This window comes from Streptomyces sp. NPDC050085 (genome assembly GCF_044460595.1).
GTDB lineage: Bacteria > Actinomycetota > Actinomycetes > Streptomycetales > Streptomycetaceae > Streptomyces.
In genome coordinates, this window is the sequence record NZ_JBITJZ010000004.1 from 639675 (window position 1) to 654021 (window position 14347).

13 protein-coding genes are annotated in these 14347 nt (G+C 70.7%); 4 read left to right on the forward strand and 9 right to left on the reverse strand.

Going from position 1 to position 14347, the window contains the following annotated elements:
- The first annotated feature begins 17 nt into the window (after positions 1-17).
- Positions 18-1553 carry a HAMP domain-containing sensor histidine kinase gene (locus ACIBUY_RS19125; RefSeq protein WP_365577876.1) on the forward strand — a complete coding sequence of 512 codons (1536 nt, stop codon included), beginning with the start codon at positions 18-20 and terminating at the stop codon, positions 1551-1553.
- Here the strand turns inward: ACIBUY_RS19125 and ACIBUY_RS19130 are convergent.
- From ACIBUY_RS19130 to ACIBUY_RS19145, 4 genes are all read right to left on the reverse strand, one after another.
- Positions 1517-1915 carry an ATP-binding protein gene (locus tag ACIBUY_RS19130; RefSeq protein WP_399153119.1) on the reverse strand — a complete coding sequence of 133 codons (399 nt, stop codon included), beginning with the start codon at positions 1913-1915 and terminating at the stop codon, positions 1517-1519. The two genes, ACIBUY_RS19125 and ACIBUY_RS19130, sit on opposite strands and share 37 nt — an antisense overlap.
- 91 nt (positions 1916-2006) lie before the next feature.
- Positions 2007-3560, reverse strand: coding sequence for an ABC transporter substrate-binding protein (locus tag ACIBUY_RS19135; RefSeq protein ID WP_365577872.1), 1554 nt, complete (start codon positions 3558-3560; stop codon positions 2007-2009).
- A gap of 135 nt (positions 3561-3695) precedes the next feature.
- Positions 3696-5015, reverse strand: coding sequence for a metallophosphoesterase (locus ACIBUY_RS19140; protein ID WP_399153120.1), 1320 nt, complete (start codon positions 5013-5015; stop codon positions 3696-3698).
- Positions 5016-5140: 125 nt separating this feature from the next.
- Positions 5141-5383 (reverse strand): SCO4848 family membrane protein, encoded by a 243-nt coding sequence (locus ACIBUY_RS19145; protein WP_365577868.1) that lies wholly within the window; start codon positions 5381-5383, stop codon positions 5141-5143.
- A gap of 142 nt (positions 5384-5525) precedes the next feature.
- Between ACIBUY_RS19145 and ACIBUY_RS19150 the strand changes: the two genes are divergently transcribed.
- Positions 5526-6776 carry a D-alanyl-D-alanine carboxypeptidase gene (locus ACIBUY_RS19150; RefSeq protein WP_365577924.1) on the forward strand — a complete coding sequence of 417 codons (1251 nt, stop codon included), beginning with the start codon at positions 5526-5528 and terminating at the stop codon, positions 6774-6776.
- Positions 6777-7392: 616 nt separating this feature from the next.
- Here ACIBUY_RS19150 and ACIBUY_RS19155 read toward each other — a convergent pair.
- From ACIBUY_RS19155 to ACIBUY_RS19170, 4 genes are all read right to left on the reverse strand, one after another.
- Positions 7393-8388: a YihY/virulence factor BrkB family protein gene (locus ACIBUY_RS19155; RefSeq protein WP_365577866.1), complete on the reverse strand. Its 996-nt coding sequence runs from the start codon at positions 8386-8388 to the stop codon at positions 7393-7395.
- Positions 8376-8876, reverse strand: a complete 501-nt coding sequence (locus tag ACIBUY_RS19160; RefSeq protein WP_365577922.1) for a GtrA family protein — start codon at positions 8874-8876, stop codon at positions 8376-8378. The genes ACIBUY_RS19155 and ACIBUY_RS19160 overlap by 13 nt, the downstream gene beginning before the upstream one ends.
- A 287-nt stretch (positions 8877-9163) precedes the next feature.
- The gene (locus ACIBUY_RS19165) at positions 9164-10162 is read right to left on the reverse strand and encodes a decaprenyl-phosphate phosphoribosyltransferase (protein ID WP_399153121.1); all 999 of its coding nucleotides are present in this window, start codon (positions 10160-10162) and stop codon (positions 9164-9166) included.
- A gap of 131 nt (positions 10163-10293) precedes the next feature.
- Positions 10294-10812, reverse strand: a complete 519-nt coding sequence (locus tag ACIBUY_RS19170; RefSeq protein ID WP_365577862.1) for a phosphatase PAP2 family protein — start codon at positions 10810-10812, stop codon at positions 10294-10296.
- Between the two features lie 366 nt (positions 10813-11178).
- Between ACIBUY_RS19170 and ACIBUY_RS19175 the strand changes: the two genes are divergently transcribed.
- Complete coding sequence (locus ACIBUY_RS19175) at positions 11179-12522, forward strand: FAD-binding protein (protein WP_399153122.1); 1344 nt, start codon at positions 11179-11181, stop codon at positions 12520-12522.
- A gap of 307 nt (positions 12523-12829) precedes the next feature.
- On the forward strand, positions 12830-13585 hold the full coding sequence (locus ACIBUY_RS19180; protein ID WP_399153123.1) for a decaprenylphospho-beta-D-erythro-pentofuranosid-2-ulose 2-reductase: 756 nt from the start codon (positions 12830-12832) through the stop codon (positions 13583-13585).
- A 127-nt stretch (positions 13586-13712) separates the two neighbouring features.
- Here the strand turns inward: ACIBUY_RS19180 and ACIBUY_RS19185 are convergent, their stop codons facing one another.
- Positions 13713-14297 (reverse strand): 2'-5' RNA ligase family protein, encoded by a 585-nt coding sequence (locus tag ACIBUY_RS19185; protein WP_399153124.1) that lies wholly within the window; start codon positions 14295-14297, stop codon positions 13713-13715.
- Positions 14298-14347: the final 50 nt, after the last annotated feature.

Genomic DNA, 14347 nt, shown 5'->3' on the forward strand with positions numbered 1-14347 from the left:
GGCGGCGCAGGCGCGGGATGCGTTCGCTGCGCGGCGGGCTCACGCTCGCCAGCGTGGCACTGCTCGCGCTCGGCATCGCCGCCGCGACCGCGGTGAGCCTGATGGGCCTGCGCCACTACCTCGTCGGAAACGTCGACCGGGAGCTGCGCAGCTCCCGGTCCTCGATCCAGAGCACCGGCATCACCCTCAAACAGGTCCAGGTCCTCAGCCAGTTGGGCATCGCCCTGGACAAGGTCTCCGGGGACGGCGGCTCGGGGGCGCCCGGCTCGCTGCCGCGGTCCGACTCGCTGTTCGTGGCCGTCGGCAAGGAGGGGCGTCCGGTCGCCGTCGGCTCGCTGGCGCCGACACCGCGCCAGCGCGCGCTCGCGGCCGCCGTCACCTCCGTCACCGACCCGGAGGCCTTCGCGCGCGACGACACCGTGCGCGACCTGACGGTGGACGGCGACCCGTACCGCGTCGTCGGCGCGCACCTCGCCGACGACACCACCGTCCTCATGGCCACGTCCACGGGCGCCGTGCAGTCCGCCCTGCACAAGGCGCTGAAGCTCGATCTGGCCGTCGGCGTCGCCCTGTTGCTGCTGCTCGCCGTGCTCACCATGATCGGCGCGCACCGGCGCCTGCGCCCCCTGGAGGACATGGTGGAGACCGCGTCCGCCATCGCCGAGGGCGATCTGACGCTGCGCGTGCCGTCAAGCCGCGCGCCCGTCCAGGAGACCGAGCAGCTGCGGCTCGCCCTCAACTCCATGCTCCACCAGGTCGAGTCGGCCTTCGAGACGCGCGAGCGCAGCACCTCGCAGCTGCGCCGCTTCGTCGCCGACGCCTCGCACGAACTGCGTACGCCGCTGTCCGCGATCCGCGGCTACCTCCAGCTCTACGACAAGGGCATGCTCCGCGACCCTGAGGAGCGGGCCCGCGCCCTGCGCCGGATGACCGCCGAGGCCGACCGCATGCAGCGCCTCGTCGACGAACTGCTCACCCTGGCCCGCCTCGACCAGCGGCCCGAACTGCGTTTCGCCAACGTCGACTTGAGCCGCCTGGTGCGCGACGCGGCGGACGACCTGCGGGTGCAGCAGCCCGAGCGTCCCGTGACGGTCTCCGCCCGGGGGGCGGTGCTCGTACGCGCCGACGAGTCGGGGCTGCGCCAGGTCCTGGCCAACCTGCTGGCCAACGTACGCGTCCACACGCCGCAGGAGACGCCGGTCGCGCTGTCCGTGACGCGACGGGCGGGAGTGGTGCGGCTCTGCGTCGCCGACGAGGGCCCCGGGCTGTCACAGGAGGACGCCGCGCGGGTCTTCGACCGCTTCTTCCGGGCCGGCGGGGGCGCGGGCAGCGGGCTCGGCATGGCCATCGTGCAGGGGGTGGTGGCGGCGCACGGGGGCGAGGTGACGGTGCGGACGGCGCCCGGGGAGGGTCTTGCGGTGACCGTTGCGCTGCCGGACGGGACCGGCGCGGAGGGGGAGCCGACTGCAGAGAGGGCGGGGTCAGGGCCCGACTCCTTGACGAACATGGAGCAGGGTCAGGAGCGCACCAGCGCCCAGACCGTCTTTCCGTAACGACCCCGGTGCCACACGCCCCACGCCTCGGAGAGGGCGTCGACCAGGTGCAGGCCGCGGCCGGTCTCGTCGTCGGGGGTGCGCGTCGGCCGGGGTTCGGGGTCGGCCGTGGACTCGTCGGACACCTCGATGAAGCACGAGCCGTCCGCGAGGACCGTCACCGCCACCTCGAACTCCCGCTCGCGCAGGGGTCCGTGCCGGATCGCGTTCGTCGCCAGCTCGGAGACGAGCAGGACGACGGTGTCGAACGCGTCCGCCGGTCCCGAGTGGCCCCAGACTGCGAGGTGCTCGCGCACGCGCAGCCGCGCCACCCCCACCGAGGCCGGATGTCGGGGCAGTCTGAACGCACTGCGCCGCAACACACGTAGCCACCTCCTCCGCATCATGAACACAGGTTCGACACATGATGCAGCGTCGGGGCAACGGTGCACATGATGCGTGGTGGGAGCGCGGTCAGATCCAGTCGAGCCGCCACAGGCGGAACACGCCCGCCCCGTCCGACAGATACTGGCCGCCCGTGATGTCCTCCGTGCTCAGCACGTACTCCTTGCGCTGCCACAGCGGGAGGATCGGCACGTCGTCGGCGACGAGTTGCTGCAGCTTGCGGAAGTCCTTGAGGGTGCGGCTGCGGTCCTCGTACTGCTGGCTGGAGACGATCAGGGCGTCCACGGCCTTGTTGCTGTACCCGTTGTGCATGCCGGACCCGGTGCGCACGAGCGCCGAGGTGAACGTGTCCGGATCCGGGAAGTCGGGCAGCCAGCCCAGCGCGTACGCGTCCAGCTTCCCGGCGGCGTAACGCTCCTGGAAGTCCGTCCAGTCGTAGTACTTCGTCGTGACCTCGAACAGCTTCGAGGCCTCCAACTGCCGCTTCACCTCCGCGGCTTCGGCCTTGGACGCGGCGCCGCGCGAGTACGCGTACTCGAACCTCACCGGCGTCTTCACCCCGGCCTGCGCGAGGAGCTCGCGCGCCCGCGCCACGTCCGGCTTCGGATACGCGTCGAAGAACGCGGTCGTGTGCCCGGTGATGCCGCGCGGCACCAGCGAGTACAGCGAGTCGACCGTCCCCTTGTACGCGGACTCGACCAGCTCGTCCCGGTCGAGCAGCGCCGCGAGCGCCTGCCGCACCTTCTTGTCGTGCAGCGGCTTACCGCCGCGCACGTTCAGCACGAGGTTGCGGGTCTCCGCGCCGTCGACCTCGGTGAGGCGCTGCTTCGGGTCGCTCGTGGACAGCGTCGCGAGCATCGACGGCGGCAGCTGGCGCGCCGCGACGTCGACGGCGTGCGCCTTCCACGCGGACTCGAGCGCGTCGGACTCCTTGTAGTAGCGCACGGTGGTGGGGTGGTCGGGGACCTGCGCGGCGCCCTTGTAGCGGGAGTTGGGGACGAGCTGGGCCTCGCTGCCCGCCTTGTACGTCTTCAGCGTGTACGGGCCCGTGCCGTCCACCGAGGTGCCCCCGCGCAGCGCGTCCTCCGGGTAGGTGTCCCGGTCGACGATCGAGCCCGCGCCCGTGGCGACCTTGAACGGGAACGTGGCGTCCGGCGAGGAGAGCTTGAACGTGACCGTGCGGCCGCTCGCCTCGACGGTGCCGAGCGTGTCGAACAGCGGGGCCGGGCCGACCTTCGCCTTGATCTTCCTGACCCGGTCGAAGGAGTACTTCACGTCCTGCGCGGTCATCGCGCGGCCGCTCGGAAAGCGGACGCCCTCGCGCAGTTCACAGCGGTACGTCCGCAGCCCCGAGCCCACGAACCGGCAGCTGCGCGCGGCATCGGGCACGGGCGTGGTGGCACCCGGGGTGAAGGTCAACAATGACTGGAACACGTTGCTGTACAGCGCCCACGACCCCGCGTCGTACGCACCGGCAGGGTCCAGTGACGTGACGGCGTCCGTCGTGCCGACCGCCACGGTCCGGCCCGGATCGTCCTTCTTCGGCAACAGCTGCCAGCCGCCGAGCCCGGCCGCAACCAGCACCATGAGCGTGGCGATGATCCGCCAGCGAACCGTGCGCATCGGTGTCCCTCCCCGCGTCACTCCCCAGTGACAGAGGTCACTGAATCACAGGAGTTCGGGGTGGGGGAAGGGAGGTCCGTGAGGTAGTTCCACGTTGTCCGGCCCATACGGGGCCCCGGTGTGCGCAACGGCATTTCAAGCCTGTTTCGAGGCGAGCTCCACGACCGTGATGTCGGAGGGGGCACCGACCCGGACCGGCGGGCCCCAGGCGCCCGCGCCCCGGCTCACGTAGAGCTGGGTGTCGCCGTAACGCTCGAGGCCCGCGAGGGTCGGATTCGCCGCGTCCGCGATGAAGTTGCCCGGCCAGAGCTGACCGCCGTGCGTGTGCCCGGACAACTGCAGGTCCACCCCGTGCTTGACGGCCTCGTGGATCATCACGGGCTGGTGGGCGAGGAGGACGGCCGCACGTGCGGGGTCGCGGTCACCGAGCGCCTTCGCGTAGTCGGGTCCCGCTCCGTAGTTCTCCCCGGACACGTCGTTGACGCCCGCGAGGTCGAAGGCGCCCAGTTCGACCCGGGCGTTCTCCAGCGGCCGCAGCCCGATCTCCCGCACGTGCGCCACCCAGGGGTCCGCGCCGGAGAAGTACTCGTGGTTGCCGGTGACGAAGTACGCACCGTGGCGCGCCCTGAGCCGGGCGAGCGGCGCCACGGCCGGGGCGAGATCCGCCACGCTCCCGTCGACGAGATCACCGACGACCGCGATCAGATCGGGCTGCGTGGCATTGACGGTGTCGACGACGCGCTCGGCAAAACCCCTGCCGAGCACCGGGCCGAGGTGGATGTCGCTGACCACCGCGATCCTGAACCCATGGGCCGCACGCGGCAGTCGGGCCAACGGAACGGTCACCCGCTTCACCTTCGGCCCCCGCAGCACCCCGTACGCCCCGTTGCCCACGACGCCCGCGGCGACGACGGTGGTGGCTGCCGCCATGGTGCGGGCGAGGAGGAGGCGACGGGTGGGGTCCTGGGGCGACGACGCCGAGTGGGCCGGGGGCTCCGGGGACTGGTGTGAGGAGTTCGGGGTCGGCTCCGGGGACTGCTGTGAGGGGTTCGGGGCCGGCTCCGGGGACTGGTGTGAGGAGTTCGGGGTCGGCTGCATCTCCGGTACGGGCGCGGGGCCCGCCGCAACCGGCGCCTTGCGATCGAGCACCCGCCGCAGCACCGGCCGCACGACCTCCCCCACCAGCAGCGCGAGCACCAGGTAGAGCGAGAACGCCATCCACAGGAACCCCGGCCAGGCCAGAATCCGCTGCAACAGGAACGGCGCCCCGGCCCGCTCCGCGACCAACGCCGCGCACATCAGCACCGGCCCCGCCACGAACACCACCGTGCCCAGACGCCGGGCCGGCCCTGGCCCCGCAGTCGTGTCCCGCACGAGCCGGCGCCACGCGTAGTAGTGCAGCCCGACGAGCGCTGCCAGCACGACCACGTCGATCACCACGAAGACGACGACCACGAGAACCTCGCCCGCTTCTGTCTACGACGTCCGATGTCGATGTAGTCCGACGCCTATGAGTCGATGAAGTCCGACGCCTATGAAATGCGACGTGCGACGTGCGACGTCGATGTGACGTGCGACGTCTATGAAGTCCGCCGCAGCGCACGCACTCCACGGAACCCGATGCCTCCGACCACCGTCCCCAAGACAAAGGAGACGACGGCGAGCGTCAGATGCACCCAGAAGTACGCCGTCGGGTCCCCGGCATCGTCGAAGGCGAGGCCGCTGCCGTCCTTCCACAGGTTCTTGACGAAAGTGATCCAGATGATCCAGCTCCACACCCCGAAGGCGAGCAGGAACCAGGAGACGGGGCGGCTGAGCTTCATACGTTCAGTATCGCCAGCCGCCTTCGCGCACCGCCGCCGGGGTGGGGACGGCAAGACACAGATCACCTCGGCGGAGACTTACGGGCCGGGTACATGTACGTTTCCGACCGTGCCTGCCTCCCATGCGTCGTACATGTCGTACATGAAGAAGTCCGCCACGAAGAAGTCCGCGCGCCCGGCCGCCCCACTGCGGTCCGCGCTCCTGTCGACTTCCGCGGTGCTGCTCACGGCCTCCGCGCTGTCGCTCACGGCGACGGCCCCGGCATCCGCCGACGACAAGCCTCCGGCGCAGATGTCGACGATCGGCGGCGCCCAGCTCGGCAGGCCCGGCACCCAGGTCAACCTGGCCGGCGGCGCCCCCGTCCTGCCCAAGGACCTGACCGGGAAGTCCTGGATCGTCGCGGACGCCGAGTCCGGCGACGTCCTCGCCGCACACAACGCGCACTGGGAACTCCCGCCCGCCAGCACCCTGAAGATGCTCTTCGCGGACACCGTGCTCCCCAAGTTCCCCAAGACGCAGACCCACAAGGTCGCCCTCTCCGACCTGCAGGGCATGGGCGCGGGCTCCAGCATCGCCGGCATCAAGGAGAACTACACGTACACCGTCCACGACCTGTGGCTCGGCGTCTTCCTCCGCTCCGGCAACGACGCGGTGCACGTGCTGTCCGCCATGAACGGCGGCGTCCCGCAGACCGTCAAGGACATGCAGGCCCACGCGGTGGAACTGCAGGCGGGCGACACCCACGTCGTCAGCCCCGACGGCTACGACGAACCGGGCCAGCACTCCTCCGCCTACGACCTGACCCTCTTCGCCCGCTCCGGGCTGCAGAAGAAGGACTTCCGGGAGTACTGCTCCACGGTCACCGCCAAGCTGCCCAAGAAGCAGAAGAACGGCAAGACCAGCGAGACCTTCGAGATCCAGAACACCAACCGCCTCTTCACCGGCGACGGCGACCTCTCCCCTTACAAGGGCATCGCCGGCGTCAAGAACGGCAACACCACGAACGCCGGAGCCACCTTCACCGGCGTCGCCGAGCGGAACAACAAGGTCCTCCTCGTCACCGTCATGAACCCCGACGGCAAGGAGAGCCACGCCGTCTACAAGGAAACCGCCCGCCTCCTCGACTGGGGCTTCCAGGCCGCCGGGAAGGTCACCCCAGTCGGCTCCCTCGTCGCCCCGAAGAGCGCCGCGGCCCCCGGCTCCGGCGCCGCCGGCTCGGCCAGCCCCCAGGGCGACGCAGGCCCCGCCAAGCCCGCGGCCCACGCCGAGGCTTCCAGCAACGGCTCCAGCGGCATCGGCATCGCCCTCGCCATCACGGGCGGCATCCTGGTGGCCCTGGCCGCCGCGGTCTTCGTGGTCCGCAAGAAGTGGCCGGTCCGGGTCAAGGGGTGATCGACGGGGCGGACGGGGGCCGGTCCTGAGGGTGACTGTCCGGAGGGTGGCTGACCCAGGGGTGGCTGTCCCACGGGTGACTGTCCGGAGGGTGACTGACCCGAGGGTGGCTGACCCAGGGGTGACTGTCCGGAGGGTGGCTGGGCCCGGGGTAGCTGACCCCCGAAGGTGCCTGTCCGGAGAGTGACTGACCCGGGGTGGCCGTCTGGAGGGTGGCTGGCCCGGAGGTGGCTGGCCCGGGGGTGGCTGCCCCCCCCCCGAAGGTGACTGACTCGGGGGTGGCTGACCCCCCGAAGGTGCCTGCCCGGAGGGTGGCTGCCCCGAGCGGGACTGGCCCGAGGGCAACTGACCTGACCGAGGCGGCCGACCCGGGGTGGATCGCCCTCGGCCGCGGCCGGAGTGCCCGTCCCTGGCTGGGCTGGTCACTCACGGCCGGGCTGATCCTGGCCGGGCCGATCCTGGCCAGCTGGTCGTGGCCGGGCCGATCCTGGCCGGAGCCGGGCCCTGCCCGGGCCCACTCGCTCAACTCCCCGACGCCGAGGGCCTGTCACGTCCCCGCAGTGGGCCGCCTGACACCGACCGTTGACACCGACCGTTCCCGCCTCGCCTCCCAACCTCAGCTGCTTCGGCGGCCCGGAGGATGAGCCTCAACCGCAGGGGTGCGAGGCTCGGCGCCACCGTCGGACTCGGGGCCCCCTTCTCCCTCCGGCTCCTCCCGTTGTTCCTGCTCCTCCTGCGCGTCCTCCTCCCCCCGTTCCTGCGCGGCAGCGCTCCCCGTCGCACTCCACGCCGCACAGAACAGCACCAGCTTCGCCGTGAAGTTGATCCAGAGCAGCAACGCGACCGGCGTCCCGAACGCCCCGTACATGCTCTTCGCCGCGACGCCCTTCATATAGCCGCCGAGCAACAGCTTCAGCAGCTCGAACCCCGCGGCCCCGATCAACGCCGCAGTGATCAGATCCCGCCGCGGCGGCTGCACCCCTGGCAGCAACGTCAGCACGTACAACAGCAACAGGAAGTCCGCCAGCACCGCGATCCCGAACGCCACGGTCTGCAGCAGCGCCCCGCCCCACCCCGCCTTGTCGATCCCCAGCTGATCCGCCGACCACCCCACCGCCGTAGACGCCAACGTCGACGCCACCACCGAGGCCAGCCCCGCACCCCCGAGCCCCACCAGCACTCCGGCGTCCTTGAGCTTGCGCAGGACCGGGTTCTCCTCCTCGTCCGGCACCTCCCACACCGCCCGGAGGCAGCCCCTTATCGACCCGACCCAGCCGACACCGGTGAACAACAGCAGCGCTCCGGCCACGACCCCGACCGTCCCCGCGTTGTCGATCAGCGCCCCGAGGTCCAACTGGTCGGCGATGCCCGGAACTTGATCGCTGATGGTGTCCTCGAGCTTCTGCTGCCGGTCGGCACCGAGCGTGCCGGCGGCAACCGCGGCACCCACCGTGAGGAGCGGGAACAGGGCGAGGAAGCTGATGAAGGTCATCGCCGCCGCGAGCCGCGACCAGATCACCTCGTCGAGCCGCTCGTAGGCCCGCCAGGCATGCGTTCGCATCAGCCGGGCGACCATCGGCCCGACAACGGGGAGTCTTGTCAGCCAGTCCATGATCTCAGCCTGCCCTGGTCGACCGGTTCAACCGGTCTCGCTCCGGCCGGCCGCTCATCGGCCGGTCTCTGGGTTACCGGCCTCTCGCCGACCGGCCACTCACGCGGTCTCGCACCGAAGACCAGGGTCCGGGTACCCCAGAACCGCACCATGGTGGCCAAGGCCATCCCCACTCCCGCACCCGAAATCGTGTCCGCCCGCGGCGAGGTCAGTCCAAGCCCGTAGTGCGACACCCCCAGGCACAGCAACTGCACCAGGGCCCCCGCCACGTTCACCGCGAAGAACACCCCGTACTGCCGCAGCCGCGATACTCCGGCCGCCCTTCTCCGGTAGGTGCCAAGGGCGTTCCCCGCATACGCCACCGAGCAACCCGCCACAAACGACAGGGCCTTGGCCGACAGCGGATCCATCCCGGCACCCCCGCGCAACCACACGAAGACCCCCAGATCAGCCGCGTAGGCGCACACTCCGACCGCCGCGAACCCCATCAGCTCGGGCCCCAACTCCCGTACTCGCTGGCCCACTCCACTCCGAGCACTCACCACGTCCCCCACTTCCCGCGCTTCCACTCGGCGCACTGCTTCCACCCCTCCCCCGCCGCGCACCGCTTCCGCCGCTCCCCCTCCGTGCACCGCTTCCGTTTCCGCTTCCGCCGCTCCCCCTCCGTGCACCGCTTCCGCTTCCGCTTCCGCCCCGGCATGAGGCGTCGCGCCGCACGCGCCCTCCCTCTCACCCTTCCCCTCACGGCCTCCCGACCGCTTCACGCTCTCGCCGCTCACCAGTCGGCGACCGCGAGCCCGTACATCGCCAGCCACACGAGCCCGATCACGGCCAGCGCCCGGTCGCGCAGCACCACGTCCTCCGGCTCACCGGCCGTGCCCCGGTCGGCGAAGACCGCGTATCTCAGGACCGCGACGATGAACGCCACCATCGACAACTGCCGCCACGGCAACAGGCTGCTGCGCGCGACACCCCCTTCCTCCATCGCCCACAGGCAGTACGCGAGCACGGCCACCCCTGCCGCCAACTGCCATACGAACCGCAGATAGCCGGTCGTGTACTCGGTCAACAGAGCCCGCGTGGCCCCCGCCTTGCCCGCCATCTGGACCGCCTCGGAGTACCGCTTGGCCGAGACCATGAACAGCGCACCGAACCCCGTGGTGATCAGGAACCAGCGCGACAGCGGAATCCCGAGCGCGAGCCCACCGATCATCGCCCGCATCAGGAACCCGGTCGTCACCACGACCAGGTCCACGACCAGTACGTGCTTGAGGCTGATGCAGTACGCCAACTGCATGCCGACGTACGCGGTCAGCAGCGCCGCGGTCACGGGGTTGCACAGCACCGCCGCCGCGGCCGGGGCCAGCACGGCCAGCACTCCCCCGACTGCGTAGGCGACCGGCACGGGGACCAGCCCTGCGGCCACCGGGCGGTTCCGCTTCACCGGGTGGGCCCGGTCCGCCTCCGCGTCCCGCGCGTCGTTGATCAGATACACCGCGGAGGCGGCCGCCGTGAACAGCACGAACACCAACGCCAGTTGAGTCATCGCGTGCTGTGAGAACAACTCACCCGCAGCCGCCGGCGCAGCCACCACCAGCACGTTCTTCACCCACTGCCGGGGCCTCGCCGTCCGCAGCAATCCGGCGGGCAGCCCACGCGACAGCGCCGCACTTGTCGCCGCCACCGGATCCCGCGGCCGCTCCAGCACCGCCGTCGCAGCACCGGCACCGCCCCGGGCTGCCCCGACCAGCCGGACTCCGCTTCCCGTCACCATTCCTTCCTCACCCCCTCGACCGTCCAGCCCTTCATCGGGCGCCCCAGTGACACCTGGCCCACCCAACTCGCCCATCTCACCGACCTCTTCGGGTGTGCCACGCCGCTGGTCCGCACGCTCCATGCGCTCCGTCATCGCGACTCACCCCCGGTCATCCAGCGCACGCCGAGCCGCGCCGTGAGCGCCCCCAACGCGGCGCCCGCCGCGACGTCGGAGGGATAGTGAACGCCGACGACCATCCGCGAGACACACATCGCGGCAGCCAGTGGCGGCACCAGGTGGGCTCCCGCCGGCCTCAACGCTCCATAGGCGACCGCCGCGGCAGCAGCCGATGTCGCATGCGAGCTGGGGAACGAGTGCTTGCCCGCCGTCCGCACCAGCGGCTCAATACCCGCATCGACGCCGGGTCTCGGCCTACGCACCACCCGCTTCACGCCCATGCTGGCCAGGTGCGCACCGGCGATGAGAACCGTCCCGCGCAGCCACGCCGAACGCCTCTCCCGGTCGGTGGCGGCTCCTACCAGCCCGGCAGCCAGCCACAGCGCCCCGTGCTCACCGGCCCACGACAGCGCACGAGCGGCTGAAGCCACACGGCGGTCGCTGCCGCAGTCGCGCATCGCCGACAGCAATCGGTGGTCCATGTCGTCCATGTGGCCCACTCTGAGTCCCAAATCGCCCACAGCTTGGGCAATTTAGAGTGACACCCGCTCAATCACCCATTTCGGTGAGGGTCCACTAGGTTTAGAGCAAAGCCTCTCACTTCGGACGATACGGTCACGCATATGGCTGCCGACCCTGTATCCACCTCCACTTCCGTGCCCGCACCCGTCGCCGCCCCTCCGTCCGGCCCCCCTTCCGCATCCGTATCCGCCCGCTCGACCACGGCTGCGACACCACCAGCGTCGCCCTCGGTCTCGGCGCCAACTCCCGCTTCGGCACCGGGCTCTCACTCCTCGACGGCGGCCACCCCTCCCCGCACGGCATCCCGCCTCCCCACACACCCGGGGTACGACACCGTGCCCGTCACCGGGTGGGGTCGCACGGCCCCCACCTCGGCGCATCTGGTGCGCCCCCGCTCGTACGAGGAGACCGTGGCGGCGGTCCGCGAGTGCGCCGCGCCTGGTCGCCGTGGCGGCATCGCCCGCGGCCTGGGACGGGCCTACGGCGATGCGGCTCAGAACGCGGGCGGCGCCGTCCTGGACATGACGGCCCTGAACCGGATCCACGCGATCGATGCCGACGGCGGCACCGTGCTGTGCGACGCGGGAGTCTCCCTGCATCGTCTGATGGAAGTGCTCCTTCCCCTCGGCTGGTTCGTCCCCGTGACCCCCGGCACTCGCTATGTCACGGTCGGCGGAGCGATCGGCGCCGACATCCACGGCAAGAACCACCATGTCTCCGGCTCCTTCTCCCGCCACGTCCTCGCGCTGGAGCTCCTCACCGCGGACGGCGAGGTCCATGTCGTCGAACGCGGCACCGAACTCTTCGACGCCACGGCCGGCGGCATGGGTCTGACCGGAGTCATCCTCACCGCGACCGTGCAACTGCAGCGCGTCGAGACCTCGTTGATGTCCGTCGACACCGAACGTGCCACGGATCTCGATGACTTGATGGCCCGCCTCACCGCCACCGATCACCGCTACCGCTACTCGGTCGCCTGGATCGACCTGCTGGCCCGCGGAGCGTCGATGGGCCGCTCCGTCCTCACCCGCGGGGACCACGCACCTCTGGATGCCCTGCCCACCCGCGCACGCCGCGCCCCTCTGGCCTTCCGCCCAGGGCAGTTGCCCTCTGCTCCCTCCTTCCTGCCCGAAGGACTGCTGGGCCGCACGAGCGTCGGCCTTTTCAATGAGCTGTGGTACCGCAAGGCCCCCAAGTCGCGCGTCGGCGAGATCCAGAAGCTCTCCACGTTCTTCCACCCCCTCGACGGGGTCCCGCACTGGAACCGCATCTATGGGCGCAGCGGCTTCGTGCAGTACCAATTCGTCATCGGATACGGCAAGGAAGAGGCACTCCGGCGGATCGTGCAGCGCATCTCGGACCGCCGCTGCCCCTCTTTCCTGGCGGTCCTCAAGCGCTTCGGTGACGGGGACCCCGGCTGGCTCTCCTTCCCGATGCCGGGCTGGACCCTGGCCCTCGACATCCCCGCGAACCTGCCGCAACTCGGCGCGTTCCTCGACGAGCTCGACGAGGAGGTGGCCGCCGCGGACGGGCGCATCTACCTCGCCAAGGACTCTCGCCTGCGTCCGGAACTCCTGTCCGCCATGTATCCGCGCCTGAACGACTTCCGGTCTTTGCGGGCGAGGCTGGACCCACGGGGCGTCTTCCGCTCTGACCTGTCACGTCGACTGGACCTTTGAGGCGTGCCGGAGCCGCCGCGGCCACCCCTTGCCTGCGCGCGCAACCGTGCTCACGGCCCCTCCAACGGGCTCCGCCCCTCCTTTGATCCGTTCGCATCCGACTCAACTCACCCAGTTCCGCTGCCACTTGACCATCCCGCCATCCCTCCCGATTCCCCTGGTGCGGGCCTCCGCGCCTTCGTCACTTCTGATACACCGCTCGGGCCGACCAGGTTCCCGATCCCGATCCTCGAATTCCGCATCCGGCACACTCGGCCGGCTCCGCCACGCCGCCGACCAGCCCCCAGCTCATTGGAGTTTGGTTCTCATGAAGGACGCCTTCGGCACCCCCCAGTCCCTGCTGATCCTCGGCGGCACATCCGAGATCGCGCTCGCGACGGCACGCCGTCTCGTCGCCCGGCGCACCCGCACCGTGTGGCTCGCGGGCCGTCCGTCGCCCGCGCTCGACAGTGCCGCGGCCCAGTTGCGCGACCTGGGGGCCGACGCCCGCACGGTTCCGTTCGATGCCCTGGACGCGGAGTCCCACGAGGAACTCCTCGGCAAGGTCTTCACGGAAGGCGACATCGACATGGTGCTGCTGGCGTTCGGCATCCTCGGGGACCAGGCCCGGGACGAGGGCGAGCCGATGTCGGCGGTGCGCGTCGCGCAGACGAACTACACCGGCGCCGTCTCGGCGGGGCTCGTGTGCGCTCGGGCGCTGCAGGCCCAGGGGCATGGTTCGCTGGTCGTGCTGTCGTCCGTCGCGGGCGAGCGGGCCCGTCGCGCCAACTTCATCTACGGGTCGAGCAAGGCGGGTCTCGACGCCTTCGCACAGGGGCTGGGGGACGCACTGCACGGCACGGGTGTCCACGTCATGGTGGTGCGGCCGGGGTTCGTGCGGTCGAAGATGACGGCAGGAATGGCGGAGGCGCCGATGGCCACGACGCCGGAGGCGGTGGCGCAGGCCATCGAGATCGGGCTGCGGCGCCGGTCGGAGACGGTGTGGGTGCCGGGGACCCTGCGGGTGGTCATGTCGGCACTGCGGCACGTGCCACGTCCGGTGTTCCGCAAGCTTCCGGTCTGACACGCGCGTACACGGGGAACCGGGTGGAACCGCACCGCGAAGGTGACGGAGGCGGCGCCCGGTGACCCTGGACGGCCAACAGGCGCGTGCACGCCGTCGTGGTGGTCGACGCCGCCCCCGGCCCGGATCAGCGCGTGGGCAGTCGGCGCCCACTCATCGTGCGATCGGCACCCTGGGCCGGAAGCACGGGCTTGCCGAAGGTGAATTCCCTCAGCTTGCGCCAGATACCGTCCGCACCCTGTTCGTAGAGAGCGAAGCCCTGGCAGGGCCAAGCCGCCTCATAGTCGGCCAGCGCCTCGAAGGCGTGGTCCATCGCTTCCTCGACAATGCCGTGTGCGACGGTGACATGCGGGTGGTACGGAAACTGCAGCTCACGCGCGACAGGCCCCGACGCGTCGCGCACTTGCTTCTGCAGCCAGGTACAGGCCTCGGCGCCCTCGACGACCTGTACGAACACAACGGGCGACAGCGGGCGGAAGGTTCCCGTCCCCGAGAGCCGCATCGCGAAGGGGCGTCCCAGACCCGCGACCTCCACCAGATGTGCCTCGATCGCCGCCAGTTCCCCGGCCTCCACCTCGGTCGGCGGGAGCAGGGTGATGTGCGTGGGAATGCCGTGCGCCGCGGGGTCACCGAAGCCCGCACGCCGCTCCTGGAGCAGGCTGCCGTGAGGCTCCGGGACCGCGATCGAAACGCCGATCGTTACGGTCCCCACGTCGTACTCCTTCGTCGTGTGGTGGGCGTGCGGGCGGGACGTGCAGCTGG

Excerpts from the sequence above, each read along its gene's own strand:
- ACIBUY_RS19125 (WP_365577876.1), top strand. The coding sequence starts at position 18 with ATGCGTTCGCTGCGCGGCGGGCTCACGCTCGCCAGCGTGGCACTGCTC.
- ACIBUY_RS19135 (WP_365577872.1), bottom strand. The coding sequence starts at position 3,560 with ATGCGCACGGTTCGCTGGCGGATCATCGCCACGCTCATGGTGCTGGTT.
- ACIBUY_RS19160 (WP_365577922.1), bottom strand. The coding sequence starts at position 8,876 with ATGGGGTTCGCGGCGGTCGGAGTGTGCGCCTACGCGGCTGATCTGGGG.
- ACIBUY_RS19165 (WP_399153121.1), bottom strand. The coding sequence starts at position 10,162 with ATGGTGACGGGAAGCGGAGTCCGGCTGGTCGGGGCAGCCCGGGGCGGT.
- ACIBUY_RS19170 (WP_365577862.1), bottom strand. The coding sequence starts at position 10,812 with ATGGACGACATGGACCACCGATTGCTGTCGGCGATGCGCGACTGCGGC.
- ACIBUY_RS19180 (WP_399153123.1), top strand. The coding sequence starts at position 12,830 with ATGAAGGACGCCTTCGGCACCCCCCAGTCCCTGCTGATCCTCGGCGGC.
- ACIBUY_RS19145 (WP_365577868.1), bottom strand. The coding sequence starts at position 5,383 with ATGAAGCTCAGCCGCCCCGTCTCCTGGTTCCTGCTCGCCTTCGGGGTG.
- ACIBUY_RS19155 (WP_365577866.1), bottom strand. The coding sequence starts at position 8,388 with ATGGACTGGCTGACAAGACTCCCCGTTGTCGGGCCGATGGTCGCCCGG.
- ACIBUY_RS19150 (WP_365577924.1), top strand. The coding sequence starts at position 5,526 with ATGAAGAAGTCCGCCACGAAGAAGTCCGCGCGCCCGGCCGCCCCACTG.